The organism is Streptomyces sp. NPDC054975, assembly GCF_053609105.1.
Map to the genome: position 1 here is coordinate 172,795 of NZ_JBSGWV010000009.1, position 6,000 is coordinate 178,794.

Annotated in this window: 7 protein-coding genes; 2 read left to right on the forward strand and 5 right to left on the reverse strand. The window is 72.9% G+C overall.

Going from position 1 to position 6,000, the window contains the following annotated elements; translation table 11 throughout:
- Positions 1-72 precede the first annotated feature (72 nt).
- From ACWF79_RS12815 to hisI, 5 genes are all read right to left on the reverse strand, one after another.
- A complete protein-coding gene (locus tag ACWF79_RS12815) occupies positions 73-513 on the reverse strand; it encodes a DUF2752 domain-containing protein (RefSeq protein ID WP_453728097.1) in 441 nt (146 codons plus the stop codon).
- Positions 514-787: 274 nt separating this feature from the next.
- Positions 788-1,036, reverse strand: coding sequence for an HGxxPAAW family protein (locus tag ACWF79_RS12820; protein WP_453728098.1), 249 nt, complete (start codon positions 1,034-1,036; stop codon positions 788-790).
- A gap of 148 nt (positions 1,037-1,184) precedes the next feature.
- Positions 1,185-1,865, reverse strand: a complete 681-nt coding sequence (locus ACWF79_RS12825; RefSeq protein ID WP_453728099.1) for a TIGR02234 family membrane protein — start codon at positions 1,863-1,865, stop codon at positions 1,185-1,187.
- A 14-nt stretch (positions 1,866-1,879) separates the two neighbouring features.
- On the reverse strand, positions 1,880-3,370 hold the full coding sequence (locus ACWF79_RS12830; RefSeq protein WP_453728100.1) for an anthranilate synthase component I: 1,491 nt from the start codon (positions 3,368-3,370) through the stop codon (positions 1,880-1,882).
- A gap of 11 nt (positions 3,371-3,381) precedes the next feature.
- Positions 3,382-3,732, reverse strand: a complete 351-nt coding sequence (hisI, locus tag ACWF79_RS12835; protein WP_345692165.1) for a phosphoribosyl-AMP cyclohydrolase — start codon at positions 3,730-3,732, stop codon at positions 3,382-3,384.
- An 84-nt stretch (positions 3,733-3,816) separates the two neighbouring features.
- Between hisI and ACWF79_RS12840 the strand changes: the two genes are divergently transcribed.
- Positions 3,817-4,452, forward strand: a complete 636-nt coding sequence (locus ACWF79_RS12840; RefSeq protein ID WP_453728101.1) for a TIGR03085 family metal-binding protein — start codon at positions 3,817-3,819, stop codon at positions 4,450-4,452.
- A gap of 290 nt (positions 4,453-4,742) precedes the next feature.
- Positions 4,743-5,669: a MurR/RpiR family transcriptional regulator gene (locus ACWF79_RS12845; RefSeq protein WP_453728102.1), complete on the forward strand. Its 927-nt coding sequence runs from the start codon at positions 4,743-4,745 to the stop codon at positions 5,667-5,669.
- Positions 5,670-6,000 lie beyond the last annotated feature (331 nt).

Here is a 6,000-nt window from a genome sequence, read left to right on the forward strand (position 1 = left end):
GTATCCGCCCGAGGGCTCGGGACCCGCATCCGGCCGACATGCGTCCCACCTGCTGGGACTTCTCGGGAGGGGTCATGGGGCGAGCGCGGAGCCGAAGGGGAGGTTCCGCACGACGGTGAAGAGGGCGAGGACGGCGCCGATCCCCCACCACCAGGCGGGGCTGATCGCGACTCTCATGGGTACGCCACGTACGGCGCGAATCAGCCAGACGGCCATGACGACGGCGAACAGGCCGTAGCCGACGACGGCGAGCGCGTTGGCGCCGAACGCGGTGCCGAGCTCGCCGTGGACGAAGGCGTGGGCACTGCGGAGCCCGCCGCAGCCGGGGCAGTACAGGCCGGTGAAGCGGAGGAGCGGGCAGACGGGATAGTGCCCGGGTTCGTTCGGGTCGACGGCCCCGACGTACGCGAACGCGGCGACGACCCCGCCCAGCGCACCGACGGGCGCGACCAGCCGCGCCGCGAGCGACCGCGACGACGTCGGTCCGTGCGCTGCGCCCACGGGTCCGTCCATCCCCCCGGGGTACCTGGATGGTCCGTGAGCCGCGGGTCCGCCCACCCCACCGGGGTACCTGGAGACCCACAAGTCACCGTTCGTCGGGCCCCCGCCCCGCTCCGGGGCCACAGGGCCGTCCTCCGGGCCTCCTGGCGGCGCCGCGGCGGTCTCGGTGACGGCGGCGGGGGTCGTCGGCTTCGCGTCCACCCGGTGATTCTCGCTCCTGACGCGCGAAGGCGCAGCCCGGCCCCGCCGGACTGCGCCTTCGCGCGTGTCGTGTGTGCCGCTGCCGTCAGGCGCGGGCCTTCGCCGTCGCCGTCTCGCGGGCCGCGACGACCGCCGCCGACTCCTTCGGCATGCCCAGGCCCGCCACCTTCATCGCCAGGCCGATCACACCGCCGAGGAGGACGACGGCCATGCCGGCCCAGAAGCCGGCCGTGTTGGCGGCCACCATGAAGACTCCGGCGATGCAGAAGCCGATGAAGGAGATGATGACACCGGTCCAGGCGGCCGGGGTGTGTCCGTGGGCGCTGCCCGCCATGAGTTGCTCCTCGTTGCTGTTGCTCGGTGGTGGCTCGATGGTGAGGTCTCACGCGTGCGCGGACACTCGTGGTCATTGTCCCGCACACAGGGGCGCGAGGATGAATCGGGGTGGCCCGACGATCACGCGTCGCACCCACCCTTCCCGCTCAGTCCTCGCGCGTCGGGTCCTCGCCGCGGTCCAGGGCCTTCCACAGATCCTCGGGCCTGTCCGCCGCCGCCGCACCGGAGGCCCCGCCCGTACCGGGGCCCTGACGTCCCGCGCGCGGGGCGCCGGCGCGCTCGTAGCGTCCGCCCATCGCCGGCCAGCTCGTGCCGTACCGCAGCGCGAGCAGGCCCGCGAGGAGGATCAGCAGCGCGCCGCCCGCCGTGACGTACGGCCAGGCGGTGTGGGTGAGGCCCGCGACCGTCGCCGCGGTGTCGCCGGAGATCCGGGCGGCCTCGGCGTCCAGCGCTTCGCTGTCGGAGGCGCCGAGGAACGCGGCCGCCGCCGCGCCCGCGCCGCTGAGCGCGAGCAGGCCGGAGACCAGGGTGCGTCCGGCGCGGCGGACGGCGAAGACGGCGACGAGCGCGGCGAGGCCGACGATCGCGAGCGCCGTCGGTACGCCGGTGACGGCGCCGCCGTCGGCCTCCACGGGCACCGTGCCGCCGCCGACCGACGCCGTGCCCTGGGCCCAGATCTGGCCTGCGGAGAGCAGCACGACGGTGGCACCGAGGGCGCCGAGCAGGAGAGCCGCGGCCAGGCTGCGGCGGCCGCCGGGTGAGGCGGCCGTTCCGCTCGCGCGGGCGGCTCGGGGCTGGGGTACGGGAACAGCACTCACGCCCCCCACTATCCCTTACGCCGTCATGCGCCGTTCATCCGGTTGGCGGTGTGTACGGCGCGGAGGACGGCGGCGGCCTTGTTCCGGCACTCGTTGTCCTCGGCGACCGGGTCGGAGTCGGCGACGACACCCGCTCCGGCCTGCACGTACGCGGTGCCGTCGCGCAGCAGGGCGGTACGGATGGCGATGGCGGTGTCGGAGTCCCCGGCGAAGTCGAGGTAGCCGACGCAGCCGCCGTACAGTCCGCGCCGGGAGGGCTCAAGCTCCTCGATGATCTGCATGGCGCGCGGCTTCGGGGCGCCGGAGAGCGTGCCGGCGGGGAAGCAGGCGGTGAGGACGTCGAAGGCGGTGCGGCCCTCGGCGACGCGTCCGGTCACCGTCGACACGATGTGCATGACGTGCGAGTACCGCTCGATCGACATGAAGTCGACGACCTCCACCGAGCCCGGCTCGCAGACCCGGCCCAGGTCGTTGCGGCCGAGGTCGACGAGCATCAGGTGCTCGGCGCGCTCCTTGGGGTCGGCGAGCAGCTCCTCGGCGAGGTCGTGGTCCTCCTGCGGGGTGGCACCGCGGTGGCGGGTGCCGGCGATGGGGTGGACCATCGCCTGCCCGTCCTCGACCTTGACGAGGGCCTCGGGGCTGGATCCGACGACGTCGAAGCCGTTCTCGAAGCGGAAGAGGTACATGTACGGGGACGGGTTGGTGGCCCGCAGCACCCGGTAGACGTCGAGCGCGGAGGCGTGGCACGGGGTCTCGAAGCGCTGCGAGGGCACCACCTGGAAGGCCTCGCCCGCCCGGATCCGCTCCTTGATGTCCTCGACGGCGTCCTGGTAGGCCGGGCCGCCCCAGAGCGCGGAGAACTCGGGCAGTTCCGAGGGCGGAAGCGCGGCGGGGACGGTGGCGACGGGGCGGGCCAGGTCGGCCTGCATGGCGTCGAGGCGGGTGACGGCGTCGGCGTACGCCTCGTCGACACCGGTCTCCAGGTCGTTGTGGTTGATCGCGTTGGCGATCAGCAGGACCGAGCCGTCCCAGTGGTCCAGGACGGCGAGGTCGCTGGTGAGGAGCATGGTCAGCTCGGGCAGCTCCAGGTCGTCGCGGGTGGAGTCGCCGATGCGCTCCAGGCGGCGGACGATGTCGTACCCGAGGTAGCCGACCATGCCGCCGGTGAAGGGCGGCATGCCGGACGCCAGGTCACGCGGGGTGTGCAGGGTCTCGACGGTGGCACGGAGGGCGGCGAGCGGGTCCCCGTCGGTGGGGACGCCGACGGGCGGGGTGCCGAGCCAGTGGGCCTGCCCGTCGCGGACGGTGAGGGTGGCGTCGCTGCGGACCCCGATGAAGGAGTAGCGGGACCAGGAGCGGCCGTTCTCGGCGGATTCGAGGAGGAAGGTGCCGGGGCGTTCGGCGGCGAGCTTGCGGTAGAGCGCGACCGGGGTGTCGCCGTCCGCGAGGAGCCGGCGGCTGACGGGAATCACACGGCGGTCGGCCGCCAGCTTGCGGAAGGTCTCGAGATCCATGGCGCCAGACCCTACTTGCCCAGGGGCAGGACATCGGCGTCGAAACAGGTCCGCGCGCCGGTGTGGCAGGCGGCCCCGACCTGGTCGACCTTGACGAGCACGGTGTCGGCGTCGCAGTCGAGGGCGACGGACTTGACGTGCTGGACGTGGCCGGAGGTGTCGCCCTTGACCCAGTACTCCTGGCGGCTGCGGGACCAGTAGGTGCAGCGGCCGGTGGTGAGGGTGCGGTGGAGGGCCTCGTCGTCCATCCAGCCGAGCATGAGCACCTCGCCGGTGTCGTACTGCTGGGCGATGGCCGGGACGAGTCCGTCCGGGCTGCGCTTGAGGCGGGCGGCGATGGCCGGGTCGAGATTGCTGCTCATGGGGCCATTGTGCCGTGGCCGGGGGGCAGGCCCGGCTGGGCGTCCACTGGGCGGACCGTGGGTCGCGGTCGTACGCTGGCGGGCATGTCGACCCATGCGAAGCGTGAACGCCTTCTGCTCGCCGATCTGTTGGAGGCGGCCGGGCCCGATGCTCCGACGCTGTGCGAGGGCTGGCGGACCCGGGACCTCGCGGCCCACGTGGTGGTGCGCGAGCGCCGCCCGGACGCGGCCGCCGGGACTCTCGTACCGGCGTTGAAGGCACGCCTTGACCGGGTGCAGGCGGAGTTCGCGGAGAAGCCGTACGAGGAGCTGATCCAGCTCATCCGTACGGGCCCGCCGCGGATGTCACCGTTCACCATCAAGCAGGTGGACGAGGGCGCGAACGTGGTCGAGTTCTACGTCCACACGGAGGACGTACGGCGCGCCCAGCCCGACTGGTCCGCGCGCGATCTGGACCCCGTCTTCTCGGACGCCCTCTGGTCCCGCCTGGAGAAGGGCGCCCGCCTCCTCGGCCGCAAGGCCCCGGTGGGCCTGGTGCTGCGCCGCCCGAACGGCCAGACGGCGGTCGCCCACCGGGGCACGCCGGTGGTGACGGTCTCCGGGGAGCCGGGTGAGCTGACGATGTTCGTCTTCGGCCGCCAGGACGTGGCGAAGGTGGAGCTGGACGGCGACCAGGACGCGATCGCGCGCCTGCACGAGGCGAAGCAGCTGGGGATCTAGGGCCTGTCCGACCCTGACAGATACTTTCCTCCGTCCGGGCGGGCCCACCCCGCACGGGAACCCCCGCACCGGAACGTGCCACCCCGCACGGGAACGTCCCGCCCGCGCGCGGGAACGTCCCGCCCGCGCGCGGGATCGCCCGCCGGACGCCGATCGGACGGCCCGTCAACGCGCTGACGGGCGACCCGTCGCGTCCGTCGCGCGGACGCTCGCCCGGTATGACAGTTGCCCCATGCAGCGATCGTCCGTGAACTATCTTGGGCGGCATCGGGACGAAACGGAGGCACCCCGTGCCATCAGGCCAACAGGCACGCGCGCAGGCGGCGGCGATCACACCCGGCGCACCTTCCACGGAGACGGAGGAGGCGACGCCCGTCGACCGGGTGCGCGCGCTCTTCGGCGGACACCGGCTCTCACCCGGCCAGCGGCGTATCGCGCAGTTCCTGCTCGATCACCTCACCGAGGCCGCGTTCCTGTCGATCACCGAGCTGGCGGAGCGCGTGGGCGTGAGCCAGCCGTCGGTGACCCGGTTCGCGTCGTCACTCGGTTTCAGCGGATATCCCGCGCTCAGGGACGCACTCCAGCCCATCGCCCTCAGTGCGATCGCCGGATCCCCCGAGGACCCGCAGGCGCAGCGGCGCAACGAGCTCCAAGCGGCGGTCGACGCCGAGATCGAGAACCTGACGTCCCTGCGCCGCACCCTCGCGAACACCGACCGCATTCTCGACATCGGCCGTGAGCTCGCCCGATCCGTCCCGCTCACCGTGCTCGGCCTGCGCATCTCGGTCTCCCTCGCCGAGTACTTCGCCTACGCGGCGCGGCGCATCCACCCCGATGTGCGGGTGGTGACCCGTGGCGGCAGCGTCGCCTACGACGCACTGCTCCAGGCTCGCGAGGCGGGCGGCACCTGGGTGCTGGCCTTCGCGATGCCCCGCCACGCCAAGGAGACCCTCGCCGCCATGAGAGCGGCGCGCAGTACCGGGCTGCGCGTCGCGCTGATCACGGACAGGGCGCTCGGGCCGCTGGCCCACGAGGCCGACGTGGCACTCACGGCCGGTACGGGCTCACGCCTGGTCTTCGACTCGTACGCGGCACCGGGGGTCCTGTCCGCGGCGATCCTGCAGGCCATGGCGGACGCCGATCCGGAGCGCACGCAGGCCCGCCTTGAGAAGTACGAGCAGGCGTCGGACCAGTACGACTTCTTCCTGGAGGACTGAGCCGGTCCCGGCAGCCGCGGGACCGGCTTTTCCTTGGCCCGGGTTCGCATGAATTTTTTCATGCCCTTGCTTACTCGACGGTATATATATTTACTACGTGTGCCCCCGCGGGCTCGGATCGAACACACCGACGGGTCGACCCCCTCCTCCTCAGTCGACCCCTGGGTTGTTCCCCCGGGGCACGCCGCGCTTCGCGCGGGTGCCTCCGCGGCGGCTCCGGTCAACCCCAGGGCCGGAGCCCCCGCCCCCTCCGAACAGCCCCCACCCCCAGGCGCCCACCATGTCCCCACACCGCACACCGGGCAGCCGCGACTGGCCCGACACCGACACC